19 protein-coding genes and 1 pseudogene are annotated in these 26873 nt (G+C 71.3%); 13 read left to right on the forward strand and 7 right to left on the reverse strand.

All coding sequences use genetic code 11. The annotated features are described in order from the left end of the window. The first annotated feature begins 75 nt into the window (after window positions 1-75). The 8 genes and pseudogenes from ACIPSC_RS35450 (at window position 76) to ACIPSC_RS35485 (ending at window position 8353) form a co-directional block, all read left to right on the forward strand. On the forward strand, window positions 76-291 hold the full coding sequence (locus ACIPSC_RS35450) for an MbtH family protein (protein ID WP_400833046.1): 216 nt from the start codon (window positions 76-78) through the stop codon (window positions 289-291). Between the two features lie 140 nt (window positions 292-431). Continuing rightward, a complete protein-coding gene (locus tag ACIPSC_RS35455) occupies window positions 432-1697 on the forward strand; it encodes a KamA family radical SAM protein (protein WP_400833048.1) in 1266 nt (421 codons plus the stop codon). A gap of 103 nt (window positions 1698-1800) precedes the next feature. Next, window positions 1801-3054 (forward strand): MFS transporter, encoded by a 1254-nt coding sequence (locus ACIPSC_RS35460; protein WP_400833053.1) that lies wholly within the window; start codon window positions 1801-1803, stop codon window positions 3052-3054. A gap of 255 nt (window positions 3055-3309) precedes the next feature. Continuing rightward, window positions 3310-4077, forward strand: a complete 768-nt coding sequence (locus ACIPSC_RS35465) for a hypothetical protein (protein WP_400833057.1) — start codon at window positions 3310-3312, stop codon at window positions 4075-4077. A 440-nt stretch (window positions 4078-4517) separates the two neighbouring features. After that, window positions 4518-5099, forward strand: coding sequence for a TetR/AcrR family transcriptional regulator (locus ACIPSC_RS35470; protein ID WP_400833060.1), 582 nt, complete (start codon window positions 4518-4520; stop codon window positions 5097-5099). Window positions 5100-5256: 157 nt separating this feature from the next. Further along, window positions 5257-6489: an MFS transporter gene (locus tag ACIPSC_RS35475; protein ID WP_400833063.1), complete on the forward strand. Its 1233-nt coding sequence runs from the start codon at window positions 5257-5259 to the stop codon at window positions 6487-6489. Window positions 6490-6527: 38 nt separating this feature from the next. Then, a pseudogene (locus ACIPSC_RS35480) lies at window positions 6528-6815 on the forward strand (transposase); the annotation flags it as partial. Between the two features lie 515 nt (window positions 6816-7330). Then, the gene (locus ACIPSC_RS35485) at window positions 7331-8353 is read left to right on the forward strand and encodes a hypothetical protein (protein WP_400833065.1); all 1023 of its coding nucleotides are present in this window, start codon (window positions 7331-7333) and stop codon (window positions 8351-8353) included. A 220-nt stretch (window positions 8354-8573) separates the two neighbouring features. On the opposite strand, the gene ACIPSC_RS35490 is transcribed toward ACIPSC_RS35485, so the two are convergent. Further along, complete coding sequence (locus ACIPSC_RS35490; RefSeq protein WP_400833068.1) at window positions 8574-9689, reverse strand: alpha/beta hydrolase family protein; 1116 nt, start codon at window positions 9687-9689, stop codon at window positions 8574-8576. A gap of 458 nt (window positions 9690-10147) precedes the next feature. On the opposite strand from ACIPSC_RS35490, the gene ACIPSC_RS35495 reads away from it, so the two are divergent. Beyond that, a complete protein-coding gene (locus ACIPSC_RS35495; protein WP_400833074.1) occupies window positions 10148-10753 on the forward strand; it encodes a hypothetical protein in 606 nt (201 codons plus the stop codon). A 243-nt stretch (window positions 10754-10996) separates the two neighbouring features. Here the strand turns inward: ACIPSC_RS35495 and ACIPSC_RS35500 are convergent, their stop codons facing one another. Beyond that, the gene (locus ACIPSC_RS35500; protein WP_400833078.1) at window positions 10997-11416 is read right to left on the reverse strand and encodes a molybdopterin-binding protein; all 420 of its coding nucleotides are present in this window, start codon (window positions 11414-11416) and stop codon (window positions 10997-10999) included. 673 nt (window positions 11417-12089) lie between these two features. On the opposite strand from ACIPSC_RS35500, the gene ACIPSC_RS35505 reads away from it, so the two are divergent. Both ACIPSC_RS35505 and ACIPSC_RS35510 read left to right on the forward strand, forming a co-directional pair. Continuing rightward, window positions 12090-19445 (forward strand): LamG-like jellyroll fold domain-containing protein, encoded by a 7356-nt coding sequence (locus ACIPSC_RS35505; RefSeq protein WP_400833082.1) that lies wholly within the window; start codon window positions 12090-12092, stop codon window positions 19443-19445. A gap of 178 nt (window positions 19446-19623) precedes the next feature. After that, window positions 19624-20796, forward strand: coding sequence for a CopD family protein (locus ACIPSC_RS35510; protein ID WP_400833085.1), 1173 nt, complete (start codon window positions 19624-19626; stop codon window positions 20794-20796). Here ACIPSC_RS35510 and ACIPSC_RS35515 read toward each other — a convergent pair. From ACIPSC_RS35515 to ACIPSC_RS35530, 4 genes are all read right to left on the reverse strand, one after another. Next, entirely contained in the window at window positions 20733-21368 is a 636-nt protein-coding gene (locus tag ACIPSC_RS35515; protein ID WP_400833089.1) for a hypothetical protein, read from the reverse strand. The two genes, ACIPSC_RS35510 and ACIPSC_RS35515, sit on opposite strands and share 64 nt — an antisense overlap. Beyond that, complete coding sequence (locus ACIPSC_RS35520; protein ID WP_400833093.1) at window positions 21365-21985, reverse strand: phosphatase PAP2 family protein; 621 nt, start codon at window positions 21983-21985, stop codon at window positions 21365-21367. The genes ACIPSC_RS35515 and ACIPSC_RS35520 overlap by 4 nt, the downstream gene beginning before the upstream one ends. Next, window positions 21982-22629, reverse strand: a complete 648-nt coding sequence (locus tag ACIPSC_RS35525; RefSeq protein ID WP_400833096.1) for a DedA family protein — start codon at window positions 22627-22629, stop codon at window positions 21982-21984. The genes ACIPSC_RS35520 and ACIPSC_RS35525 overlap by 4 nt, the downstream gene beginning before the upstream one ends. A gap of 103 nt (window positions 22630-22732) precedes the next feature. Continuing rightward, window positions 22733-23269: a hypothetical protein gene (locus ACIPSC_RS35530; RefSeq protein ID WP_400833101.1), complete on the reverse strand. Its 537-nt coding sequence runs from the start codon at window positions 23267-23269 to the stop codon at window positions 22733-22735. Between the two features lie 153 nt (window positions 23270-23422). Here ACIPSC_RS35530 and ACIPSC_RS35535 point away from each other — a divergent pair, with 153 nt between their 5' ends. Both ACIPSC_RS35535 and ACIPSC_RS35540 read left to right on the forward strand, forming a co-directional pair. Beyond that, the gene (locus ACIPSC_RS35535; RefSeq protein WP_400833105.1) at window positions 23423-24100 is read left to right on the forward strand and encodes a response regulator transcription factor; all 678 of its coding nucleotides are present in this window, start codon (window positions 23423-23425) and stop codon (window positions 24098-24100) included. Continuing rightward, entirely contained in the window at window positions 24093-25559 is a 1467-nt protein-coding gene (locus tag ACIPSC_RS35540; RefSeq protein ID WP_400833109.1) for an ATP-binding protein, read from the forward strand. Before ACIPSC_RS35535 ends, ACIPSC_RS35540 begins: the two co-directional genes overlap by 8 nt. An 87-nt stretch (window positions 25560-25646) precedes the next feature. Here the strand turns inward: ACIPSC_RS35540 and ACIPSC_RS35545 are convergent, their stop codons facing one another. Next, window positions 25647-26870, reverse strand: a complete 1224-nt coding sequence (locus tag ACIPSC_RS35545) for an alpha/beta hydrolase family protein (protein ID WP_400833112.1) — start codon at window positions 26868-26870, stop codon at window positions 25647-25649. Window positions 26871-26873: the final 3 nt, after the last annotated feature.

Genomic DNA, 26873 nt, shown 5'->3' on the forward strand with positions numbered 1-26873 from the left:
TCCACCCGAGCCCCGAGACCCGAGACCAACACCCGATACCGGACCCGACACCGACACCCGAAGGGACCACTTGAGATGTCCGACACCGAGGACGACGCCGTCTACCAGGTCGTGATGAACCACGAGGAGCAGTACTCCATCTGGGCCGCGGGCCGCGAACTGCCCAACGGCTGGACGGCCACCGGCTTCGAGGGCGTCAAGAGCGCCTGCCTGGCCCACATCGACGAGGTGTGGACGGACATGCGCCCGCTGAGCCTGCGCCTGCGGATGGCCGCGGCCGAGCGGTCCTGACGCATCCGCACCCGACGAATCCGTACCCGGGGCCGCCGCGCCGACGCGGCGGCCCCGGGCCCGCGCGCCCACAGTCGCCCGGCGGCCGAGGGAGCTCCGGGCATCCACGAGAAAGCAGGACAGAGCGTGAGGTGGTGGTGATGAAGGTCTACTCCCACGAGCGGCTGGAGCGGCTGGCCGCCGAGCGGGGCATGCCCGCGGAGTACCTGCACGAGCTGCGGGTGGTCTCCTCGGTCCTACCGTTCAAGGTCAACCAGTACGTCGTGGACGAGCTGGTGGACTGGTCCGCCGTCCCCGACGACCCGATCTTCCGGCTCACCTTCCCGCACCGGGACATGCTGCCGCCGGACATCTTCGAGACGCTGTCGGCACTCCACCTGGCCGCCGCATCCCCGGGCGTGATCCGCAAGGCCGCCCGGGCGGCCCACGCCCTGCTCAACCCCAACCCGGGCGCCCAGGTGGACGCGAACGTCCCGGTCCACGAGGGCAGCCCGCTGGCGGGCGTCCAGCACAAGTACGCCGAGACGGTCCTGGTCTTCCCCTCCCAGGGGCAGACCTGCCACTCCTACTGCGGGTACTGCTTCCGCTGGTCCCAGTTCGTCGGCAACGCCGACATCCGGCAGGCCGCGACCGACGTCTCCCGGGTGGTCTCCTACCTGGCCGCCAGCCCCTCGGTCAGCGACGTCCTCTTCACCGGCGGCGATCCCATGATCATGAGCGCCACGGTGCTGGACCGGTGGGTGGCCCCGCTGCTCGCCCCGGAGCTGGAGCACGTACGGACGATCCGCTTCGGCACCAAGGCGCTGTCCTACTGGCCCGCCCGTTTCACCACCGACCAGGACGCCGACGACATGCTCCGGCTGTTCGACCGCATCGTGGCCGGCGGCCGGCACGTGGCGGTGATGGCCCACTTCTCCCACGTCCGCGAACTGGAACACCCCGAGGTCGGCGAGGCGATCCGGCGCATCCGGGCCACCGGGGCGGTGATCCGGGCCCAGGCCCCGGTCATCGCGCACGTCAACGACCGGGCCGAGGACTGGTCCGCGATGTGGCAGCGGCTCGTCGAACTCGGCGTGGTGCCCTACTACATGTTCGTCGAACGCGACACGGGCGCCCGCAACTACTTCGGCGTCCCGCTCACCCGGGCCCTGCAGATCTACACGGACTCCGTGCGGGGCGTCTCCGGCCTGGCCCGCAGCGCCCGGGGGCCGGTGATGTCGGCCGCCCCCGGCAAGGTGCTCATCGACGCCGTCACGGACATCGGCGGCACCGAGGTGTTCTCGCTGCGCCTGCTCCAGGCCCGTGACGCACGCCAGGTGGGCCGCCAGTTCTTCGCCCACCACGACCCGGCCGCCGAGTGGTTCGACGACCTGCGCCCCGCCCTCGGCTCCTGGTGGCCCCGGTGACGCCGTCCGTGCCGTCCCGCCCGTCCGCCCCGGCCGTCCCGGCTCTCTCACGTCCGGGAAGACCCGCCCGCCGTACCCGACGTGCTCCGAAAGCGAGGCAGTAGTGCGGCCGACCACCGAGGACACCACCCCCGCCACCGGGACCGGGCCGCCGCCCGGTCTCTGGCGCAACCGCGCGTTCAACCTGCTCTGGACCAGCCAGTGCCTCTCGGACCTCGGCAGCGCCATGGCCAACCTGGCCCTGCCGCTGCTGGTGCTCCAGCTGACCGGGTCGCCCACCCAGGCCGGCCTGGTCGGCACCACCGCCCTGGTGGCCGGCATGGTCTGCCGGCTGCCGGCCGGCGTCCTGGCCGACCGCTTCGACCGGCGGCGGCTGATGGTGCTCTGCGACGTCCTGCGGACCGTCGCCTACGGCGCGCTCGGCGCCGCCGTGCTCGCCGACGCCGCCGGCATGGCGATGGTGCTGGTACTGGTGGTGGTCGGCGCCGCCGCCAACGCCGTGTTCAGCACCGCCGAGCACGCGGCGGTGCGCAACCTGGTCCGTCCCGACCAGCTCTCCGACGCGGTCGCCCGCAACGAGGCCCGCTCGTACGGGACGCAGCTCGCCGGCCCGCCGCTGGGCGGTCTGCTGTTCGGGCTGGGCCGGTCGGTGCCGTTCCTCGGCAACGCGGTGAGCCACCTGCTCTCGCTGGCCGCCCTGCTGGCGATCCGCGAACCGATGCAGGAGCCCCGGAAGGAGGCGGCCGAATCCTCCGGCGCGGCGGCCGGCGCCGAGGGCCTGCGGTTCGTCCTGGCCAACCCGTTCCTGCGCGCCCTGCTGCTGATCGCCGCCCCGCTCAACATGGCGTTCACGGGCATGATCTTCGCGATCATCGTCTCGCTCCAGCGCTCCGGGACGTCGTCCTACCTGGTCGGCCTGGCGAGCACGATCTTCGCGGTGGGCGGCTTCCTCGGCGCCTTCGCCGCCCCCTCCGTCCAGCGCCGGCTGCGGCTGCCGACCCTGATCCTGGTGCTCAGCTGGGCGACCGCCGCGCTGATGGCCGCCAGTGCGCTGTTCTCCACCAGCGTGCTGGCCGCCGTCCCGCTGGCCGCCGCCGTCTTCCTCGGCCCCACCGCCAACGCAGCCCTCTTCGGGTACCAGGCGGCCATCACCCCGGACCACCTCCAGGGCCGCGTCTTCAGCGTCGTCATCCTGGCCGCCACCTCCGCCGCGGCCCTGGCCCCCGCCCTCGCAGGCCTCCTGCTGGACCACCTGTCCAGCGCGGCGGCGATGCTGGTCTTCGCCCTGATCGTCTCCATCGGCGCCGTCACCGCCACCTTCAGTACCGGTATCAGGTCCATGCCCACCGAACTCTGACACCCCGTCGGAGCAGCAGACCGGGGGATCCGGCTTCACCAAGGTCCGGCGACCGACCCCGGCGCGCCGGCGAGACACCCGGCACGAGGACTCCGCGCGAACATATTCGATGGTGCCGATGAACGGGCACCGCTAGGTTGGTGGGGCGGGCGGCTCCGCAGCGTGCTTCCTTCTCCACTCCTTCTGACACCTGTAGTGCGCCCCCTCTCCGCCCGCCTCTCCTCTTCCCTGCCACTTTCGTGAGGGTCTCTCCGCATGCCCCGAGCCATCAAGGCTCCCTTCGACAGTGCTGTCGATCTCGATCTCGGTTCGTTCCTGCTCCGCCGGCGCGGTGCCGTCTGTGTGGCGCCCGGTGATCTGCTGCCCGTGGCCGACCCGTGGAGTACCCGTGGGCTGGTGGCGCTCGACGCCGACCTGGTACGGCGCGGGTTCCTGCTCACCAGTCAACTGAGAGTCGCCCTGGCAAGGTTGTCACCCACACGGTTGGCGGAGGTCGGCGACGGGCTGCTCGCCCGGATCGACCATCTGCTCGGTGCCGACCGGGAGCACGTACCGTTGTTCCGCCGCTTCCCCGATGCCGTGCCCGACCACGCGCAGCTGTTCTGGACCCGGCAGATCCGGGCCTTCCTGCTCAACCAGCCCCGGCAGCCGTGCTCGCACTGCGGTCGACGCGGCGCCGAGGCCGGCATCGGCGCGCTCGCGCCGTGCGCGCACCTGCTCTGTGCCGGCTGCTTCGACGGGCTGACGGCGGAGGGCCGGGGCGAGCATTGCCCGACCTGTGGTGTGCCGTTGAGCACCGGTACGTACCTCCCCGAGGACAACCGGATCGGGCAGCGGGCGGCCCAGGAGTTCGGTGGCGAGCAGGCGCTGCGTCCGCTGCGACTGATCACGGCCGACCAGGTCACCGCCGCGATGGGCGAGTTCGACCGGCTGCTGGCGCGCCGCACCCGCAGCGCAGTGTCCGGGGCGAGGAGGCGGTGCTCGACCGAGACGACAAGGGCCGGCAACCGGGCAGCGAGATGACTGGTGATCCAGTCGCTCTGCACCGCCGTGCCCACGAACCCGCCGCCGTGGACGTGGAGCACGAGGGGCAGGGCCGCCGCCCGGTCGGCGGAGCCGGCTCCGCGTTCGCGCACCGGCCGGTGGACCCGGACCGGCAGGCGGCGGTCGGGCAGCGCCAGCGACTGCCAGTCGATCGCGGCACCGGGGTCCGGCATCCCGGTGATCGCCCGCATCTCAGGCGACGCCCGCCTGCGGTTCTCCGTCTCGCGGTAGGCGGCCAGTTGCTCGGAAGTCATCGCCGCCCAGTCCGGCTCGCCCCCCAATGCCTGCTGCCGCAACCTGCTGCTGCCCTCCGACGGCTGCCGCGCACCACTGTCCCCGTTCATGCCTTCCCCTCCCCGTACGGTTTCGCTACCTTAGGTATCGATACCTAAGGTAGCGGAACTAGCTATGGTGAGGGAATGACTCGAACGCCTCCTCCCGCCCGGCCGCCCGGACGCCCGCGCACCGGCATCGACGCCGAGGTCTTCGCCGTCACCCTGCGCACGGTCCACGAAATCGGCTACGCGCGCGCCACGGTCGAGCGCATCGCCGCCGCGGCCGGCATCGCGAAGACGACGATCTACCGCCGCTGGCCGTCGAAGGGCGCACTGATCGTGGACTGCCTCCTCGACGCGTTCGGCCCGGCGCCGCTGAAGGAGGGCGCCGACCGGGCCGAGCTCATGTCCTCGACCATCCGCTGGATCGCGGCGACGATCGGCGAGCCCGGGGTGGGCGACGCGTTCGCGGGCGTGTTCAGCGACGCCGTCAGCGACCCGGCCCTGCGCGAGATCCTCTCCGCACGGTTGCAGGACCCCTACCGCCTCGCTCTCCAGGACGCGCTCGACGAGCCGGAGAACAGGGTCCTGTTCTTCATCGATGCCGTCGTCGGCACCCTGCTCCACCGGATGGGCATGACCGGCGAGCCCATGGTCGATGCCGACGTCGACGCGCTGGTCGCGATGGTCCTGCCGCACTTCGCCCGTGGCGTCGACCCGACCTGACGGCGAATCGCCGACCCGGCAGCGCAGGCCGATGCCACGGCCGGAGCAGACGGTGTCGGGGAAGGCCGGCAGGTCGGACGAGGACGGGACGGACATCGGCGCACGTACCCACCCCAGCGATCACTGACATTGACGATCAACGAGAACAGGAGGCGCCATGTCGCGCTCCGAACCACTGCCCCGCACCGTCCGCCTGCTGTTACTCGCCCGGGTCGTCAACCGGCTCGGGGCATTCTCGCTGCCCTTTCTCACCGCGCTGATCAACACCGACCACGGCGCGAGCCTGACCGCCGCCGGGCTGGTCAGCGCCGCCTTCGGGCTCGCGACGATCCCCTCGCGGCTGGCCGGAGGACACCTGGCCGACCGACTCGGCCGGCGCACGACCATCGTGCTCGGCCTCGTCGGATGCGCCGCCGCACAGCTGGCGATCGCAGCCTGCGCGTCGCTCACCTGGGCCGTCGCCGGGGCGCTGCTGCTCGGGCTGGCCTTCGAGCTCTATGAGCCCCCGAGCCAGGCGATCATCGGCGAGTCCGTGCCGGAGCAGCAACGGGTGCGCGCGTTCAGCCTGTTCAGCGCCGCGCTCGCGGCAGGCGGCATGGGCGCCGGACTGCTCGCCGCTCTCCTCGGCCGCTGGGACCTGCGCTGGCTCTTCGTCACCGACGCCGCCACCTGCCTGGCCTGCGCACTGCTGATCCGGCTGGCCCTGCCCCGCGACCGTCCGGTACCGCCCGGAGCGGACCAGGACGGCACCGCGGTACGACCATTGCGCGACCGGGCTCTGCTGAGCGTCCTGGCCACCGGCACCGCCTACGCCCTGATCAACCAACAGACCGTGATCACCCTGCCGCTCGCACTCGCACGGCAGGGCCTGCCCGCCGCCGACGCCGGACTGCTGTTCACCGCCACCGCGGCCACCACCGTGCTCGCCCAACCACTGATCCGTCTGCCCTGCGTGACCAGGCTCACCACGCCTGTCGCACTCGCCCTCGCCCATCTCCTCCTGGCCGCGGGGCTGACCGGCTACGCCCTCACCCGCACCCTGCCGGCGCTGCTCGCCTCAGCCGCTGTGACGAGCCTCGGCGATCTGCTGGTCATGGGCCGCGTCTACGCGCTCGTCACCGACCTCGCGCCACCCGGCGGAACCGGACGCTACCTGGCCGTCTTCGGCACCAGCTGGGGCGTTGCCGCGACGCTCGCACCCGTCCTCGGTACCCAGTTGCTCGCCCACGCGGGGACGACCGCACTGTGGTCGGCGATGGCCGCATTCTGCCTACTGCTCGCCGCACTGCATCTTCGTGTGACACCGGAGTCGGCCCCGTCACTGCAACGTCGCGCACCGAGGGAGCGGAGGTCGGCCGAGACGGCGACTGCACCCGGCCCGCGACGCTGACCGACGGCAGAAGGGACCACCACCCGACAGCCGAGGCGGTCCGGGACCGCCTGAACACCCACGTCTCCCACGCCATGCGCGAGTTGGTCGCCGAGCGCGCCTGGCTGACGGTGTTCCTGCTGCCCGCCCACTCGCCCGACCTCAACCCCGTGGAGTGGGTCTGGGCATACGTCAAGCGCAGCCTGGCCAACCTCGCCGTCATGGCCCTCGACCGACTCGAGGCCCTCGTCCGCAACCGGCTCAAGCGCCTGCAGTACCGGCCCGACACCCTCGACGGCTTCATAGCCGGCACTGGCCTGACCCTCGACGCCCCAACCTCACCCTGACGAGCCGAGGTCAGTAATGTCCGCCGGCGCGCTGTTCTCCACTTGCGTGCCGACGGCCGTCCCGCCGGCCGCCGCCGTCTTCGGAAATCAGCCATTCTGCGCATTCGTGCACCGAGGGGGACGGCGATGCGGCAGTCTGGTGAGAGCTGCTCGACCGCATGCGGAGCTTGGAGTCCGTGTGCGGTGTCCTACTGGACGGCTGCCTGCGGGGGCGCGGGCACAGGAACCGCTTTCGGCACGGTCGATCTCTCTTGCTGTCCGCTCTGTCGGGGGCCTCAGTATGAGTTCAACGCCGTCGTTCTTCACGCAGGCCGGCAATTTCGGCGGTGCGATGCAGGGGGCATGGATCCCCTGACGGGCTTGTTCAACGCCCGGGCCGCGCCGGGGAATCCGGTCGCCAATCGCAACCTCGGGCCGTCGTCCTGCGGGTCCGGTTCGAGGCGTGTCCTTGACGCGAAGGGGCTGGTGGATCATCAGCGATCCCGGCGATGACCGCACGAACAAAGGAGACGTAAATGTCAACGTGGACGGGCGTGTCGCAGCTCTCGGTGAAACTCACGACCGGCGCTCCGAGCTGCAAGATCTATGCGAACGGACAGAACAGGGTCGGCGTGACGATCAGCGTCACGCCGACCGACGAAAACGGAGATCGCATCCAGGTCGACCCCCAGCACCTGGCCTCCAATCTGTGGCTCATCGACTACCTCGACGAGTCGACGCTCAGCTGGAACGGCAAGTCGGGCTGGGCCTACACGGACACCATGAACGAGTTCACCGCGGTCCCCGACGGAGCCGGCGAACACGCCGAGGTCGCGACCGACGACAACGGAACCCACCACGTCACCTTCTACGTCTACTGCTCGCCCGACGTGGACCAGAAGTCGATCGCCGTCCGGGTCAGGACCGACCCGGACGACGACGGTTGTGTCAACACCATCACCAGCTCCCAGGACGGGAGATTCGACAGCAGCGTCGTACTCCGTCCGCGGACGGCCCTGACGTTCACGCGGGATGACATCAACTGGGACTACTCGCGCGCGTCGACCCAGGAGTCCGGCAACACGAAGTACGTGACGACCGACGCCTGGAACTACTACCTGTCCTTGAAGGACGAAGAGAACTACTTCGTCACGTTCCGGGTGCACGGCCACTGCAGCGATTCCGGCTACGACGGACTCATCGCGAGCCACATCCCCCCGGACGACCACCGCAGGAACTTCTACGGCGGCTACGTCTGGTACAGCGAGCCGCACGCCTACGGCACCGGGGAGATCGTCAACTTCCCCGCGGGAAACAACTGGTGGGACTACACGACCGTCTACGACAAGTCGTATCCCGATCAGTACCTCTGCTTCACGTGGGTGCACTCCACCACCGGCGGCGACGGATGGCACATCCCCAACGGGCCGGTGACCAACTGGCACGTGTACTACACCCCGAGGGTCGTCGTGTGGGACAGGTACGGCAACACGGGCACGTTCTGGGTGGACGGGAGCGACATCACCGGCGGGCTCAACATCTACGACTACCACCCGTAGGAGTACGGCGCCGGACGCCATCGAGGACGGCGTCGAAGCCGGACGGCCGAGCCTTGGGCCTCCGCTGTTCAGGCGTCCTGCCGAGCCGGTGATGGACATCCTGTGTCGACCGGGGGCTGACCGGGACTCCACGAGGGGTGCCTTTGACGGAGCGCCCGCGGGCCGTGGCCGGCTCATCGGCAGTCGGCCCGTCCCGCGAGCAGGGACGGGCCGACGGTTCTCAAGGAAGCCGGCTGAACCAGCGCACGATGTCCGCCGTGCCGGCGACGTTGGAGCCGAGGTGCCTGGAACCGGCGAAGTCCGGGGTACCGAGGTTGACGACCGCCGCGTTCACGCCGCGCGATCGCAACGCGGCCTCGCAACGGTCGGTGTTGGCGTCGGCCGCCTGCTCGTCCCCGTCGGCCACGTACAGGCGGACCGGGACGCGTGGTGCCCAGTCGCACGTGCTGTCGGCCACCCGGAGCGCCTCGGCCAGGCGGCCGGTCGGGTGACGCAGCATCTCGAAGCCGTGCGGGGTGAGCAGTGCGTCGATGGTGTCGGGCGTGCCGGCGAAGAGTTGCGGGCCGGTGTGCGATCCGTCGAACAGTGCCTCGATCGTGCTGTGGTACGGCGCTCGGAAGACCTCGTCCGGGGAGTCGTACAGATGGTGCAGCCGGTTCCAGGCGACCAGAAGGTATGCCGAGTACAGCACACTCGATTTCGGCTCCAGAGACCCCTCGAGCAGTGCGGGTAGCTCGGCGTACCGGAAGTCGTAGGCGCCGCTGACCGGCGCGACGGCCCGGAGCCGGAACCACCGGTCGTCGCCGGCCTGGAGTGTCCGCGCGAGTCCCATCGCCGCCGAGGCACCCTGGGAGAACCCGGTGACCAGCACGTCGTGGCCCAACGCACGGCCCGTGCCCGGGACGAAGGCACGGGCTGCCCGGAGCATGTCCAGGGAGGCGGTCGTCTCCGACGGCACGTCCATCCAGGGGTGGGGTCCCGGCCCGGTGCCCAGACCGAGGTAGTCCGGGGCGACGGCGGCGAACCCGGCGGACGCGTACGTGAGGGCGGGCGAGGACACGAACCCCGCCTTGACCATCGCGGAGGGGGCGTCCGACCGGTAACTGGTCGTGCCGTGGGTGAATGACACCGTCCGCAACTCGTGTTCGCCGCCGCGGGGCAGCACCAACAGCCCGCTGGCGGTGATCGGCCGACCGCCGGGGTCCACGGTTCGGTACACCAGCCGGTAGGCGTCCACTCCGAACCGGGCCGTGCTCGCGTCGAACCTGGCGGCGGCCAGTGCCGCGGCGACGTCCTCCTTCGTGGCCAGGGTGGTCGTCTGTTCAGCGGAAACCAAACGTCCACGATCGCCACGGCGCACCGTGTCCGCCGATGCGGCCCCCGCCGTCACGGTCGCAGCGGCCACGACGGCCAGGACCGCCCCGGCGCTCAGCCGACGAAGCGCGGACCGTAATCTGCCTGCCTGGTATGTGGGTTTCATGTCGCCCACGCTACGTACGGTCACCCTCGTGCCGCAGTCCGGCCAGCAGGCGTATCCGTCCTGTGGCTGTCCCTACCGCGGCACGGACGGACGACGCGGCAGCGGCCGGGTCGCCCGATCTGCCGACATGAACCGGCGGAACCGCACGCAGGCGCGTAGACGGCGGGTGACGGAATGATCGTCCGGGGCGGATCATCAGAACGGAGGCCTGTCGTGCGTGCTAGAACCGTCAGCGGCGGCAGTGAACGCTCACCCGCGATCTCCGCCGCCGGCACCGTGCACCCACCGACAGCTCCTCCAACCGAAGGAGACCCATGTCCGTCGCACGAACCGTCCGATCCGCCCTGCTCGCGGCCTTCGCCGCGCTGGCGCTGCTGCTCTCCGGCGTGGCCGCCACCGTACCCGCCTCCGCCACCACGACCACCTCCACCGGCCTGGACGGCGTGTGGGCCTGCGACGTCCCGGCCGGCTACGTCTACGACCAGGTGTCCATGAACCGCAGTTGCAGCGGCGGCGGCAGCTGGAACTCTCCGCAGTTCCACCTGCGCACGCCCGTTGACGGCCTGACCGCTTGTATCAGCACGCCGGCCTTCGTCTACGACTCCATCTCCTGGGGCTACGCGTGCAGCGAGATGTCCGGCGTGATCTCCAACGCCTACCACCTGCGCACACCGGTCGACGGTCTCACCGCGTGTGTGGGCACCCCGGCCTTCACCTATGACTACGTCGGCCGCAGCACCTCCTGCAACCTGTCGTACGCAAGCGGCATCCCCTCCACCACCTTCCACCTGCGCACGCCGGTGAACGGCATGTGGGCGTGCGACGTCCCCCGTGGCTGGACCTACAGCGCCACCACCTCGAACCTGGACTGCGCCAGCATCCAGGGCGTACCGACCACCAAGTTCCGCCTGGTCGGCTGAGCTTGGCGTTCAGTCTTGGTTCCTGAGGACAGCCGAGGTGTGGCCGCGCCGCCGGAAGCCCCGCGATCGAAGAGAACCAGGCACACCAGAGCAGTCGCAACCCGCATACGACGAACGCGGATACGTCCACCTCGGGACCGTCACCGCAGCCGCCCTCGTCACCCGGCTCCGCACATGATCGGCCGGACAAGGCCCCGGCGGCCGGAAGCCTCACGGGCTCCCGGCCGCCGGGCACCGACCGGGTCAGACCGTGGCGAGCGAGATCTCGGTGGACTTGATGAGCGCGACGACCGAGGAGCCGGCCGCGAGACCGAGCTCGGTCGCGGCGTCCTTGGTGATGGCGGCGGTCAGCTCGCCGCCCGCGACCGAGACCTTGACGGTCGCCATGGCAGCGCCGGCCGCCACGTCGACCACCGTGCCGGGGATCTGGTTGCGGATGCTCAGACCGGCCACCGACCCGGTCGCGAGCGCGACCTCGGTGGACTTCACCATGGCCCGCACGGCAGTGCCCTCGGCGAGGCCGAGGTCCTTGACGGCGTCCGCGGTGACGGCCGCGGTGATCTCCTGGCCACCGTCCAGGCGGGCCTTCACGGTCGCCATCGCCTCACCGGTGGTGACGGAGGTGACGGTACCGGGGATCTGGTTGCGGATGCTCAGGCTCATGGGACCGACCTCGCGGGATTGGGAATCACACGTGCTTCCTGCACGTCACCACCAACGCTAGCCACATGATCGAAAGCTCGCAGGCCGTGCCTTGCAGGTGCCAGGACGCACGACGGAATCAGGCGCAGATCGGATGGGCCGAATGTGTTTTCGAGTCTCCGCGATCACCGCCGAGCGTCGGAGCTGCCCTCTTCCGCCCGTCGTGTCCTGCCGCGATGCGCTCGGCGAATGCGGCGGTGCCGTCGTCGGCTTGTCGGTGCATGTGGTGGACGAGGTGTTCCAAGCGCTCCCGGGCCGTGCCGGCCAGCGCTGCGCGATCGTTGTCCTCAAACCGGTAGGCGTCAGCGAAGAGTCGCGCACAACTCTCTCCTGTCTGCCGCCGGCCGCACGGTGACATCGCAGCGGTCGGGCTCTCTCCGCCCGCCCCTCCAGCTCCCCGACCCGAGCCGGCCTGGCGGACATTCTCCAGCCCCAACGACCGGAACGTGAGATTCCGGCCACCGAGGGTTGCGTTCAAGTCGTCTGCAACGTCGATAAGTTCAGCACGACCTCTCCACCGAAGCTCCACTGCCAGACTGGCTGACGCCTCGTCAGGGGGACGAGGTGGATTCACCGCCGCTCCGGGCACGGGGGACGAACCGGGGTAGGCGTCCAGGCTCATGGGAGGGGAACAGTGGCACCTCAGGAATCCCTGCTCAAGATCTACGGAGACCGGTCGTACCGGCACGTGACCATGGCCCGGCACCAGGGCACGACCATCGCCTTCGCGATGGACTCCTCCCGCCGGATCGTCTACTCGGTGCTGGACCTGGCCGGCCAGCAGGCCAAGGGCGAGATCGACTCGGCGTACTGGAGCGAGAACCCGGCCGAGCTGGTCTTCCCCCGGGAGATCGCCGAGGTCGGATTCGCCGCCGTCGGGCCGACGGCCATGCCGACGGTCAAGCGCGGCGGGGCGGAGGCGGGCCGCGACGAGCGGCCGCTGCCCGCCGAGATCGACCCGTTCCTGTCCACGACGGCGCGGCTGACGGCCGACGCCCCGTTCCACGTGGTCTCCGACGGCACGTACGTGGTGGTGCTGCGCCAGTCCATCGGCGGGACGGACCCCGGCGCGGTGCACAAACTGACCGGCCGCGGCTCCTCGGGCGACCCGGGCCGCACGGACTACGAGCTCAGCGGCACCGAGAAGATCCCGCTGGTGCACAACACCCTGCTGTGCGACCGGTTCCTGCTGGTCGACGGCAAGCTCAAGCCCGTCCTTGAGGTGCGCTTCAAGCGCAGCAGGCACGCCACCCTCCCCGAGTCGGTCAAGGACAGCCTGGGCACCGAGGACATGGAGGGCCGCCCGTTCCACGAGCCGACCCAGGAGCTGTCCTTCGTCCGGAACCTGACCCGCGGCCGCTTCGCCGCCGTGCTCGTGCCGACCGCGATCAGCAACGTGCAGCGCTGGCAGCTGTTCGCCCACAACGACGCCACCGGCCGGGTCGACTGCTTCAACGTCGAGCAGGGCGCCCAGGGCCTGTTCAACACCCTCGGCACCCGCTTCTACACCAGCCCGGACGCGGACTACCGCGACTCGGTGTTCGAGCGCGGCCCGGGCACCTGTCCGTTCACCGGGCGCGAACTCGTCCCGGTGACGGGCGGCGAGGGCCACGCGGAGACCGCGCTGCGGCTGACCGGCACCGACCCGCACGTCGACCTGGGCGATCCGGCCGCACTGCGCTTCGGGGGCAAGGCCTACTCGATCGAGGCCTGGGTCAAGCCGACCTCCCACGACGGCCCGGTGCTCGGCCGCGACGGGGAGTACCAGCTGGCCGTGGACACCACCGGCGCGGTGACCCTCACCCACACCGGCGCGCCCTCCCCGCTGACCTCCACCGAGACCGTCCCCACCGACGTCTACACCCACATCGCCGCCACCTTCGACGGCAGGACCGCGAAGCTGTACGTCAACGGCAAGCCGGCCGGCAGCGGCGCGCTGCCGTTCACCCCGGTCACCGGAGTGAACACGCTGATCGGCCAGGACGGCGCGGGCGACCACTTCGACGGCGACCTCGACGAGCTCCGGGTGTGGAACCGGGTCCGCTCGGAGGCCGAGCTCGGCGAGGAGATGAACCACCGGCTGATCGGCAACGATTCCGGCCTGGTGGCCTACTACCGCTTCGACGAGGGCGCGGGCGGCAAAGCCTACGACCAGACGGACAACGCGCTGCACGGCACGCTCCGCGGCGGCGCGGAGTGGACGGGCTCGGACGCGCCGGTGGGCGATCACCCGGGGGTACGGCGCGACAGCTTCACCCTCGCCGGACGCACGGTCGAGTCCGGCATGTCGGCCGTGCTCTACCACCAGCAGGAGAACGTCGTCGCCGGGTACCGCCCCGACCCCAAGCCCGCCAAGCGGCAGGCCCGGGTGATGCTGGCGTTCGTCGCCAAGGACGGACAGGGCCCGTCCATGGCCACCCTGGACTTCGCGGTCGGCCGCGACGGCCGGCTCGCCCAGGCCCCGGACGTGCTGGACCCGACGGCGCTCAAGCGGCCGGTCAAGGGGCAGGACTCGGAAGAGATCAGCGAGCAGCAGCAGCGGATCAAGCGGCTGGAGCCGGAGATCGCCGGCCTGCAGCGCCAGATCGCCCAGCTGGCCGGCGAGGCCGGCAAGGTGGCCGAGTACCAGGCCCAGTACGACCGGATGAAGCCGGGGTTCGACGACCTGGAGCGGCGCTACCTCGCCGAGAAGGACCTGCCGACCGCCTACGACTACACCCTGAGGCTCAAGAACCCGCAGGTGACATCGAGCGGGCACCGGCGGCATTGGTTGCTCGGCTCGCGCTACGACCCGACCAGGGGCGTGGCGTACTTCGACGAGACCAAGCCGGAGGAGACCAAGAGGTCGACCTGGCGGCTTGAGGCCGTCGGCGAGAGCCAGGACGGCAGGCCCTGCTACTGGCTGGTCTTCGACGGGAACCTGTGGCTGCGCATCGAGAACGACTCGACGGCGGAGAACGCCAGGATCCTGCTGAGCAACCCCATCCCCGGCAACCACTTCGAGCAGTTCCAGCTGATCACCGAAGGCGAGCTGAACTCCGACGAGAAGTACGTCCGCATCGTCAACCGCAAGACCCGGCTCGCGCTCGGGGCGCCCTCCACGATCAACCACGCCATCCCGGTCCAGTCGAGCGAATGCCTCAAGGCGGATTCGGGTTTGCTCCTCATGACGAGCCTGGGCCTGCGGTCGGGGCTGGACGTGCAGTACCGGCCGGCCAAGCAGGCGATGGACACCCTGAGCACGCAGCTCCAGGGGGCGCGGACGGCCCAGCAGCGCGTCGCCGAGCTGCAGCTCGCGGTCACCGCCCGGCAGGTGGAACTGCAGGACGCCCAGGCCAAGTTGGCCGCCCTGTCGAACGCCCTGCTGGGCGACGACGACCTGACGCTGGCCATGCCGCTGCTCGCGGTGGACGCCACCGGCCTGAGCCTCTCCGCCGGCCTGCTCGACTTCGCCCGGGGCACCGACCGGCCGATGCTGCTGGACAGCGGCACCGGCAACCTCGTGCTGTACTTCCGCGGGGTGAACGGGCAGTTCTTCGCCGTGTACTACGACACCGCCGTCATCCGCGGCACCCGGACGCTGGCCGGGGACGGCGGCACGCTCACCTTCCTCGCCCGTGACCCCGCCGTCACCCTCGACACCTGCACCATCCGGGTCGGCGACGGCGACGCGCCCGACCGCTGCGACCTGACCGTCACCGTTGGGACGGTCACCGAAACCTGGAAGTCCCTGCCGCGCAAGGCCGACCAGATGGCTGCCGCGCTGGCCGGGAACCCCGGCCGTCCGGTGACGGTCGGCGCGGTCGCGAAAGTGACGGGCAGCACGGTGGAGTTCACCGACGCCACCACCGTCCGCGTCCCGGCCAGGGCCCACCTGCTCATCGGCAGCACCAACTACGCCGCGTCCGCCGACGCCCCGGTCGGCGCCAAGACCCTCACCCTCACCTCGGCGGGCACCGCGGTCAAGCCCGGCGACAAGGTCAGCGTCGTCAGCTACGACTGGGGCCGAGCCGAGTCCAGCCGTCCCGGCGTCCTGCTCTCCGCCGGGTCCCGGCTGATCGGTCTGACCACGGGCGAGGTCAAATCCGTGCCCAACGGCACGGCCAAGGCGTCCGTCACCGGTCGCGGTTGCCGCTGGCGGGCCGAGATGCCCGGCCGCGCCTTCCTGTTCGACGGCAAGGACCAGTACCTGACGCTGCCCGCCGCCAAGCAGCAGGCCGTCACCCCGGGCGGCGACCTGAGCCTGGAGGCCTGGGTCCACCCCGAGACCGGGCAGGGCCGGCTCGTCCACGGCCGGACGGACGGGGCGAACTACTCCCTGGCGCTCGCCGCCGCCGGGCTCCCGGTGTGGCAGTTCCTCGGGAACTCCAAGATCGAGCTGACCGGTTCGCTCGACCTGTCGAGGCGCGACTTCACCATCGAACTGTGGGCCAAGCGGGACAGCGTCCGCGGCGTCCGGGAGCCGCTGCTGGCCCACGGCCACATGGCGGGCGGCCTGAAGGACCACACGCTGCACCTGCACTTCGAGCCCAACGGCTCCTTCGGCTTCGGGATGTTCCACGACGACCTGACCACCACCCAGGCCTACTCCGACCTGGAGTGGCACCACTGGGCCGTGGTGTACCGCAACGCCACCCGCGAGCGGTTCGTCTACCGGGACGGCGTCGAGGTCGCCAAGGACGTCGCCACGGGATCGTACGTCGGCAACGGGCCGCTGATCCTGGGCCAGCAGCCGTTCAACGGCACCTCCCTCTACGGCCAGATCGACGAGGTCCGCGTCTTCGACCGGGTCCGCAGCCCGCAGGAGATCCTCTCCCAGCGGTTCCAGCGGCTGTCCGGCCTGGAGCCCGGACTGCTGGGCCACTGGAAGTTCGAGGGTGGGCCGAACGACACGGCCTCGCCGATCAAGGGCTACCAGGTGGTCGCGCGGGTGGGCCACCAGGCGGTGCGGTCGGCGGAGCGCTTCCCGTGCAACGAGTGGGGCCACGTCGCCGCGACCTTCACCCAGTCCTGGGCGGTGCGCCTGGACGGCGGCGAGGGCCTGTCGGTGGCCTCCCAGGACTCGCTGAACATCCTGGAGGACCTCACCATCGAGGCGTTCGTCCAGGTCGAGCAGCTGGGCAAGCCCGCGGTCCTGGTCTCCAAGGGATCGGCGGTCGACGGCGGCCGGGAGGGCGTCCCCTACCAGCTGAGCATCCTGGGCGACGGCCGGCTGGAGTTCGCCTTCGCCGACGCCGCCGGCAAGGCCACCCGGTTCACCTCCGGCGAGACCGTGAAGCCCGGCACCTTCCACCGGGTGACCGTGGTGCGGCAGCGCCAGCCCGACACCCTCGACACCGTCAAGACGAGCGAGAGCAAGCCGGCCGAACCGGCCGTCCGCGTCTACCTGTACCTCGACGGCAAGCTGGCCCTCAGCACCCTGTGGGGCGGCACCGGTATCCAGGCCAACAGCCGCCCGGTGGAGATGGGCCGGGGGCTGCGGGGCGTCCTGTGCGAGGTCCGGCTGTGGAACACCGCGCGCACCGCCCCCCAGCTCGGGCTGCCGGTCGGCCCGCGCGACAAGGGGCTCCTGGCCTGCTGGCCGTTCAACGAGAACACCGGCAACGTCTCCGTCGACCTCGGCGGCTCCTTCCCCGCGAAGCTGCGGGGCGCCCGCTGGACCCGCGACCCCGACCCGAAGGCCAGCATCCTGCGGCTGTACCGCAACGGCGAGCCGCTGACCGAGGGCACGGCGACCGCCCACGACCACGACACCTCGGGAGACAACCAACTCACCCTGGGCGCCCGCCTGGTGGGCGGCAAGCCCACCGAACTGCTGACCGGAACCCTGGAGGAGGTGCGGGTCTGGCGCACCGTCCGCACCCAGGAGCAGATCTCGGACAACCTGTTCACCCGCCTGCGCGGGGACAAGCAGGACGTGCTCGGCTACTGGCCGTTCGACCGGGACTCCACCGACACCGGCACCACCTCGGTGCGCGACGAGGGCCTGCGCGGCAACGACCTGCACTTCTCCCCGACGCGGCCGCGCGTCCTGCTCTCCACCGCACCCGTCTCCGCCGACACCGCCCAGGTGCGCTCGGCCCTCGCCGACGTGCGCACGCCCTTCCACAGCACCATCGCCGGAGCCCCCGGCGTCACCGAGTACGCCGACCTCCAGTACGACGCCAAGGGCCAGGCGATCGGCGTGCTCAAGCGCTGCTACGGCTTCGTCCGCGACGGCCGCTGGCACCTGATCACCGGCTACAAGGTGGGCGACCTGATCACCGAATGGGTCGGCCAGGCCCAGTTCGACCCGCAGCTCATGGGCTACATCGAGGGCGCACCGCCGGTGCCGTCCGAGAACCTCACCGACAAGTCCGACGGCTACGCCGGCGCCTCCTCGGTGGAGTTCGGCGAGGCCGAGGAGGTGGTACAGAGCCTGTCCGCCAGCCGGGAGAACAGCCGCAACCAGGCGTTCAACGCCTCCCTCGGCCTGGAGAACGACCAAGGCATCATGACGGTCGCCGCGCCGCTCGGCGCGGGCACCGCGTTCCCGGCGGCCAAGTTCCACCTGAAGATCTCCGCGACGGGCAGCGTGGAGCGCTCCAACAGCTGGAGCGAGGACACCAAGATCAGTGTCGGCAAGAACACCGCCCGCAAGACGAAGCTGGCGCTGACCGGGTACACCGAGGACCCCGCCAAGGTGCTGAACTCCACCGTCGGCCGCCGGTACGTACCCGCCAACACCGGCATCGCGCTGGTCCAGTCACAGACCGCCGACATCTTCGCGCTGCGCCTGGCGCACACCGGCGCCCTGGTCGCCTACCGGATGATGCCCAACCCGGACATCCCGCTGGACTGGAACATCATCCACTTCCCGATCAACCCCCGCTACACCAAGCAGGGCACCCTCGACGGCGCGGTCGGCTTCGACGACCGCGGAAAGGTCACCGACCCCGACTACCCCACCGCCACCGGCTACGGCGAGTACAGCTACTACAAGCCGAAGGACGCCTACGCGCTCAAGCGCCGGATCACCCGCGACCAGCAGCGGCTCCAGGCCTACTACGAGTCGATCTCGACCGAGGTCGGCCACACCACGAGTGACGAAGCGGCCAAGGCGCAGGCCAAGGAGGCCCTGCGCTCGATGGGCGTGACCGCCACCCAGGACGGCCCCCGCCCCACCGCCGGCAGCAGCAGCACCGCCACCGGCTTCTCGCACCGGGACCTGGTCAACACCTACGTCTGGACGGCCCAGGGCGGCTTCTTCTCCGAGACCACCGAGGCCACCGACGCCGTCAGCGAGACCACCTCCGGCTCCTACAGCTTCAGCGCAAAGGTCGGCGTCTCCGCCGAGCTCGCCTTCGGCGTCGGCCCCATCGGCTTCGCCGCCAACGCCGACGTCTCCATGGGCGGCGGGTTCACCGTCACCCGGGCCAAGAGCAGGGACGCCTCCCGCAGCTTCGGCCTCGACGTCCAGTGCACGCCGTCCGGAGACCTGCAGCGCCGCGACAAGGACGGCAAGCCCGTCTACGACGCGGCGGGCAAGCCGGTGCTGGTGCCGGGCAAGGTGGACGCCTACCGGTTCCTCAGCTTCTACCTCGGCGAGAACAGCGCCAACTTCGACGACTTCTACCACAAGGTCGTCGACCCGCAGTGGCTGTCGAACAGCGACGCCCCCGACGCCGCCGCCCTGCGGCAGACCCGCCAGAACTCGGCGAAGCCGCCGTGCTGGCGCGTCCTGCACCGGGTCACGTACGTCAGCCGGGTGCTCGCGCCCGTCCCGCCGCCCGGGGCGCCGCCGCTGGAGAAGGCCATGCGCGCCGAGAACATCGCCAGCAACTACGAGCTGATCAGGCGTCTCGAACCGTACGTCCGCCCCGCCGCCACCACCAGCGACGCCCTGGCCGCCGCCACGCGCAGCGCCCTCGCCGCCCACCTGCCCGAACTCCTCCCCCACGCCCCCGAGATCATCGGCTACCTCAGCCGCTACTTCGGAATCTCGGAGTAGAGAACCGACATCCGCCCGGCCCTCCGGCACACCGGAGGGCCGGGCCTCCACAGCTCCCTCGACGTGATCGGCCCGAACCCCGCGACGGGCGGGATGCTGAAGCCCAGATCCACTCCACGATCGTCCGGATCATGGTCACCCGACATAAGGCTGACCTTATTTAGGCTAGCCTACCCTCATGCACACTGCCTCCTTGGCCGCGACCACGGCCGGATACGCCATGCCCCAGCTCTGGCGGATCCTCACCAAGACCGGCTACTTCATCGGCCTCAGCGGGGCGATCGGCGCCACCGTCACCTACGCGACCACGGTCCGCCCGGCACTGCGGACCGCGACAGCGAGGTCCGAAGACGCCGAGGTCCTGCGTAGACGCACAGCGCACTACCTCGCCTGGACCGGCGTGGTCCTGCTGGTCGCGGGCTACTTCCAGCTCGCCGCCCGCGTCGCCCGGGCCGGCAAGGGCATGCCCTTCGGGGACGCCCTCGCGCCGGACCGGATCCGGGACTACCTGCAGGCTCCGGCGGCCAAGGGAGCCTGGATGGCCCAAGGCACGCTCTACCTCGTTCAGAACGTCGTCCTGGTGACGGCCGCCGCCACGCTGATCGCCCTCTTCGTACCGGCCGTTCGCCGCCAAACGGACCGGATCGCCCTCGCCGCCCTTCCGCTCGCCCTGGCCGTCACCCTGATCGCCGGCGTGCCGACCACGACGCCGGCCGACCTCGACGCATGGCTCAACCCGGTCTTCGGCCAGACCCACATCGTCGCCGGCACCGTCTGGCTCGGCGGACTGGCCCTGCTCGTCGCGCTCGCCGGCACCCGCAAGCACCTCGGCGACGGAGCCGGCCTGCTGTGGGCCGAGACGTGGCGGCGCTTCGGCCTCGTCGCCATGGTCTGCGTGGGCGCGGTCACCGTCTCCGGCCTCTGGCTCAGCTGGAAGCACGTCGGAGGCATCTCCCAGCTCTGGACCACCGGCTACGGCATCGCACTCCTCGTCAAGCTCCTCCTGGTTTCCGGTCTGGTGACCGCGGGCGCCTTCAACCAGTTCTGGCTGATGCCCCGTATCGTCCGGGCGCGTACCACCGATGACACCACCTCCCTGCTGCACCTGACCCTGCGCCACTTCCCGAAGGTCGTCTGGGGCGAGGTGATCCTGGGAGTGGCCGTCCTCGTCGTGGTGCCGTTCATCTCCGGCTCGGCCCGGACCGAGGCCGGCAGTCCGAAGGCCGTCTCCTCCGGCACCCTCTTCGCCAGTGGCGCCGCCCTCGCGATCGCCCTGGCCGTCTCCCTCTACGCCACCGCCAAGGCCTCGGACGCGCTCGCCCGCCGCGGACTCCCGTCCTCGGCGGCCTGACGCATCGGACGTGGTGCGGGGTGAGCCGCCCGGCTCACCCCGCTCCATGCCCTCAGAGCCAGGCCGAAGGCCAGCAGCTCGCCGTCCCTGATCCTCACGGGGCGCGCGCGGGCGACGGCCAGGGCGAGCAGACCGGCGCAGAGGGCGGATGTGAAGGCGTGCCCGGAGGGGAACGCGAAGCCGGAGGCGGTGAACGCCCAGTCCGTCTCGGGTGGCCGGGGCCGGCCGAAGGCGTGCATCAAGCCCTGCCGCAGCAGTTGTCCCAGCGCCAGCCACACCACGGGCAGGAGCAGCACCCGTACGACCGTCCGGCGGGGCTTCGGCGATCCCGTGGTCCGGGCTGCGATGACGCCTGCGGCCAGAGCGAGGAGGTAGGGGGCCACGCCGGTGCCGAGGGAGGTGACGGCCATCGCTGCGGTCCGGGCCGCCGGCGGCCGGTGTGCGACGCACCGGTCGACAGCAGCCTGCTCGAAGGCGAACGGTCTCCAGTCGTGGGCGGCGACCACGACGGCGATCGCCAGGAAGGCAGGCCAGGCGGCGGCGAGTACGAACGGCCGGCCTCGCTCCGTCATGCGGTCAGCCACCAGCTCAGCCCTCCGGACCGCGCCCGGGCCACCAGGCTGCGGCCCCGCGCTGCCAGGGTGGCGAGCCCGTGTCCGGCCGCGGCGCCGATCGCCGCCCCCAGCACGACGTCGTGCGGGTAGTGGACGCCGACCAGCACCCGCGAGACGCCCATCGCCGCGGCCAGCAGAAGGGCGAGCACGCCGATGCGGCGGTCCACGCGCCAGAGCACCGCGGCGCCGGCGAACACGATGACGGTGTGGTTGCTCGGGAGCGACCAGTCCCCGAGTCCGGGACAGGCTTCCAGCGTGCGGCCCGCGTCGAGGGCCTGGCAGGGCCTGGGCTCACGCAGGACCGCCTTGAGCAGGGTGTCGGCGGCGAAGACGGCCGTGACGGCGAACGGGGCGGCCAGTGCCCGTGCCATGGCGGTGCTGTCGGCGGAGCGGGCGCCCCACCAGGCCCAGAGCATCAGAACCGCGAGGAGCCCCAGGCCGTAGGCGGAGAACGCGGCGATCGCGTCCTGCACCGGCGCGGGCAGGTGCTGGGCCCAGTGGTCGGCCCACAGGTACACGCCGCCGTCGAGTGGACGGCCGTCCACGGCGAGCGGAAATGCCGCGGATGCGCTCATCGGGCCCTCGCCTGACGACGGGAGCGCAGGAGCTCCAGCAGGAGCGGCAGCAGCGAGACGACGACCACCACCGCGACGATCGGCAGGAGGTAGTGGTCGACGTTGGGCACCGACGAGCCGAGCGCGTAGCCCGCGAGGACGAGACCGAGGGTCCAGACCAGGCCGCCGACCACCTGCCACACGGTGAACGTGCGCGCGTTGACACCGAGCGCGCCGGCGAGCGGGTTGAGCACCGTCCTCACCACGGGGACGAACCGCGCGAGGACGACGGCCCTGCCGTGCCCGTAGCGGGTGAGGAGTTCCTCCGCCCTCAGCGCACCCTCGTGCAGGCGCTTGTTGCGCGAGCGCGCGAGCAGGGCACGCCCGCCGCGCCGCCCGATGAGGAAGCCGACCTGAGCGCCTGCGAGGGCGCCGGCGGCAGCGGCGGCCAGGACCTGGGCGAGGTCCAGGTGGGGCCCGGTGTGCGCGCCGGTGGTGCAGAGCAGGCCGGCGGTGAACAGCAGGGAGTCGCCGGGGAGGAAGAAGCCGACCAACAGGCCGGTCTCGGCGAACAGGATCACCGCGATGCCCAGCGCACCGAACGCGCCGAGCAGCGAGCCGGCGTCCAGGGGGTTGACGGCCAGCAGGACCGATGAGGACGACATCGTGACAGGGCCTTTCCGGGAAAGGATGTGGAGGCGGCGCGGTTCGGACGGCGGGTGGGAGCGGGCGCCGTGCGCAGGCACTCACTCCGCGCCCACCCGGTGGTCAGCCGCCCAGGACCGTGTTGCCGGTGATCGTGTCGCTCGCGCCGTCGACCGTGACCAGGTGCCGGACCCCGTCGGGCCCGACGACCACGGCCTGCCAGGCCCGGCCACCGCCCTGCCCCGTGACCGCCCGCAGCGACTCGACCTTGCCGCCGGCAACGCCCGACGAGGCCTTGACCACCGCCTCCGCCGCGTCGGTGGACGGCAGCGGCGCCGGAACGGACCGGTCCCCGCGACCGCCCTCGCCCGCCTCACGGCCGTTCCGACCGTCCCGGCCCTTGCGGGAGTCGTGCCCCTCGTGGCCGTCCTCGGCGGCTGCCGCGCGGCCGTGCCGATCGCGCCCCTCGCCCTCGTGGTGCTCCGCGACGGCGGCCATGCCACCGCCGGCCACCACCACGGCAGCAGCCCCGAGCACCACCCAGCGCACCCGGCGGCCACCCAGCCACACCCGCACGCGCTTCACCGGGCCCGCTCCCGTCATGCCCGTCTCCTGCTGCGGCTGCGGCTGCGGCTGCGGCTGCGGCTGCGGACCATCCATGGACTCGCTCACTACGCCCACCCCGATCATGTGGCACGGTCCGGACCCTGTGCCCGGACGACAGCACCAGCATGGCGAGGCGATGCTGAAGACCCGCTGAAGACCTGAAGACACCTTCAGCTTCCCGGCTCCGGTACCTGCCACCCTGGGAGCATGCGTGTACTCGTGGTGGAGGACGAACGCCGGCTCGCCCGGGCCCTGCAGCTCGGGCTGACCGCCGAGGGATTCACCGTCGACCTCGCCCACGACGGCCTCTCCGGCCTCGCCCGGGCCACCGATCATGCCTACGACCTGATCGTGCTGGACATCATGCTGCCCGGCCTCAACGGCTACCGGGTGTGCTCGCGCCTGCGCGCGGTCGGCAGCGACGCCGGCATCCTGATGCTGACCGCGAAGGACGGCGAGTGGGACGAGGCCGAGGCCCTGGACACCGGCGCCGACGACTTCCTCTCCAAGCCGTTCTCCTTCGTCGTCCTGGTCGCCCGCCTCAAGGCCCTCGCCCGGCGCATCGGCAGTCGTGCACCCCGGCGCACCGTCCTCGGCGACCTCGTCGTCGACTCCGCCGCCCGCACCTGCACCCGCGCCGGCACCGCCGTACCGCTCACCCCGCGCGAGTTCGCCGTCCTCGACCACCTCGCCCGCCGCGCCGGCGAAGCCGTCTCCAAGCGCGAGATCCTCGACGCCGTCTGGGACAGCGCCGCCGACGGCGACCCCAACACCGTCGAGGTCCACATCAGCGCCCTGCGACGCAAGATCGACACCCCGTTCGGCCGGTCCGCCGTCCAGACCGTCCGGGGCACCGGATACCGGCTGGCGGCCGACGGTGGCTGACCCGACCCGCGCCGCCCATCCCCGCGGCGACCATCCCCGCGGCACACGCCGCAGGGTCACCACCGCGCTGCACCGCATCACCCGGCACCCCCGGATCGCGCCCCTGCTCGAACGCCTCACGCCGCGGTCCGTGCGCGCCCGCACCACCCTCGCGGCCTGCGCGAGCGTGGCGATCGTCCTGTTCGTCGCCTCCGCCGCCGTCCTCCTCCTGCTGCGCGTCAACCTCGAACGCACCGTCGAGACCGGCGCGCGGGAACAGGCCCAGGCCGTCGCCCGCCTCGCTTCCGACGGTCACCTGCCCCCACAGCTCGCCCTGGACCACGGCACCGACTTCATCCAGGTCACGAACAACAACGGCAAGGTCGTGGCCGCCAGCCAGAACCTCGCGGGCCGCCCGCCCCTCACCCCCACCGCCACCCGGGACGGTCACGAGACCTACGACCTCGGCGTCCTGGGCGACGAACACCACCAACGCGTCACCACCCTCACCGCCGACACTCCCGCCGGCCCGGTCACCATCCGCGTCGGCGCCTCCCTGCACACCGCCGACACCGCCGAGGACCTCACCACCGCCGCCCTCGCCGGCCTCAGCGGCGTCCTCCTGCTCACCGTCGGCCTCCTCACCTGGCGCGCCACCGGCCGGGCCCTGCGCCCCGTCGAGGCCATCCGCGCCGAGGTCGCCGCCATCGGCGACCGCGACCTCGACCGCCGCGTTCCCGAACCCCGAAGCGACGACGAGATCGCCCGCCTCGCCCACACCATGAACGCCATGCTCGACCGTCTCGAAGCCGCCGGCACCCGCCAGCGCCGCTTCATCGCCGACGCCTCCCACGAACTGCGCAGCCCCCTCACCGTCCTGCGCACCCAGCTGGAGATCGCCCTCACCCACCCCCAGCCGGACGTGCGCACCGACCTCGTCGCCGGGGCCCTCCAGGACACCGAACGCCTCCAGGTCCTCGCCAACGACCTGCTGCTGCTCGCCCGGCTCGATGCCACGGGCCACGACCGGCCCGACGAACCGGTCAACCTGACCGAACTCGTCCGCACGGCCGCGGCCCCCGGCGCGGCCAGGGCCCATCCGATCGCCCTCCACGCTCCCGAGGAGATCACCGTCACCGGCAACCCGCTCTGGCTGGGACGGTTGCTGACCAACCTCCTCGACAACGCCCAGCGGCACGCCCGCAGCCTGGTCACCGTGCGGCTGACCACCGACGGCACGACCGGCGACGTGCTCCTGGACGTCTCCAACGACGGCCCCCGCATCGAGCCCGCCGACCGGGAGCGGATCTTCGAACGGTTCACGCGCCTCGATGACGCACGTAGCCGTGACGAAGGCGGCACCGGCCTCGGCCTGCCCATCGCCCGCGACATCGCCGCCATCCACGGCGGCACGCTCATCGCCGAGGACACACCCGACGGCACCACCTTCCGGACCCGCCTGCCGGGCGCCAGGACGTAGCACGAGCGGACCTTCGGCGACGTCGAGGAGCAGGTCGGTGAGAGCGGCCTCGATGCCGGTGCGGGTCATGAGAGGTGGGCCGAGGCCTCAGGCGCTGGTGGTGGCGAGGGTGTCGTCGAGCCAGTCGTAGATGCGGGCCTGGGTCAGGCGCATGGCGCCGGGGTGGCAGTGGGCGCCGGCGCCTTCCTCGGCCGTGAACACCATGAGGGTCCTGGGGCAGGTGAGGTGGTCGTAGAGCTGTTCGGGCTGGCCCTTGAAGAACATGTCGTCTTCGGCGTCGCAGACGAGGGTGGGGCACTGGATCCGTTCGGCGATGCCGCCGGCGAGGGTGTAGTCGAGGTAGGAGGCGTTGAAGGCGCGGGGGGTGTCGACGCCCATGACGTACATGCCGTGGTTGATCGCCCAGCGGGCGATCGGGTCCTTGGTCATGATCTGTTCGAGGGCGGCGTCGAGTTCGGGAGCGGACTGCGCGCGCAGGAGCCGCTCGGCCTCGGCGCGGGTGCCGGGGATGTTGCGGACGGAGGTCTGGCCGAGGTCGTAGAGGCCGTCGACGGCGATCAGCGCGGCCAGGCGGTGCTCGAATGCGGCGGCCCTGGGGGCGAGGATGCCGCCCATGCTGATGCCGAGGAGCGCGATGCGGCTGTTGTCGACTTCCGGGAGGGTCTCGGCGAAGTCCACGACGGGGGTGATGACGTTCTCCCAGTCGGGGCGGAAGACCAGTCCCTCGTGGTGGCGCGGCCCGGGCATGCCGGGGCCGTCGAAGACCAGCACGGTGTAGCCGCGCTCGACGCCGGCCATCGCGCCGAAGAAGTGCAGTTCCTCCGCGGTGCCGTCGAAGCCGTTGTGCATGATGAGCGTCGGCCGCGGGGTCCCGGAGTCGTCGACGCGGTACAGGTAGCCCGGCAGGGTGGTGTCCTCGTACGGGATCTCGACCGGCTCGATGATCGGGGTGAACAGCCCGGCCGCCGCCCGGAAGCAGGCCACGCTGCGGTCGTAGGCGTGGTCGTGTCGCGGGTCGCAGGGGTGGCCGTGCAGGAAGAACTCAGCCGACCGGTAGTAGTTCGACGCCCGCAGGAACCCGTCCCGGGCACTCACCTGGTGACCGGCCGCCAGCGCCTTCTCGGCCTCCCGGGACACCCGGTCGGCGGTGGCCATCCACTCGGTGTACCAGCTGTCGTAGTCGCCCTCGACGATGCGCTCGCCGGTGGCGACGACCTCGCCGAAGTCCGCGCCGCCATAGGCGATGTGACTCATCGACCGCAGGGTCTCGTACCAGAACTGGATGTTGTTCGGGAACAGCAGCTGCTTCATCGC

Origin of the sequence: Kitasatospora sp. NPDC090091 (genome assembly GCF_044747365.1) — a bacterium.
Classification (GTDB): domain Bacteria; phylum Actinomycetota; class Actinomycetes; order Streptomycetales; family Streptomycetaceae; genus Kitasatospora.